Here is a 389-nt window from a genome sequence, read left to right on the forward strand (position 1 = left end):
AGTAGAGCTTACCATTGATTTTACGGAAACCATTGTCTACTCTGCGATAATTATCGTCGAAATAATATTTATTGTTTCGAACAATATACCATCCTTTAACAGCTTTACCATCAGGTCCGAAGTAGTAGGATCCGTTTAGAGTGGACTTATCGTCGTTTTGGTACATTTGACCGGTTTCGTAGTCATCGTCATCGAAGAAATATAGATTACCATCGATAGTCTTAAAGCCAGTTGCGTTGCTACCATCTTCATTGCGATAGTAGGTTTTACCACTTCGAGTGTAGAAGCCTGTTGGGAGGCTGTAGGCCTTGCCATCTAGGGTGAAAGGATTACCATTTTCATCGAAACGAAGCTGGGTTCCTTCAATAGTGTAAATACCATTTTTGGCC

1 pseudogene is annotated in these 389 nt (G+C 40.6%); it reads right to left on the minus strand.

Annotated elements, in window-relative coordinates:
* Positions 1 to 389: pseudogene (locus FH871_RS35110) on the minus strand (hypothetical protein); the annotation flags it as partial.

Origin of the sequence: Larkinella sp. C7 (assembly GCF_006149005.1) — a bacterium.
Classification (GTDB): Bacteria; Bacteroidota; Bacteroidia; order Cytophagales; family Spirosomataceae; genus Larkinella.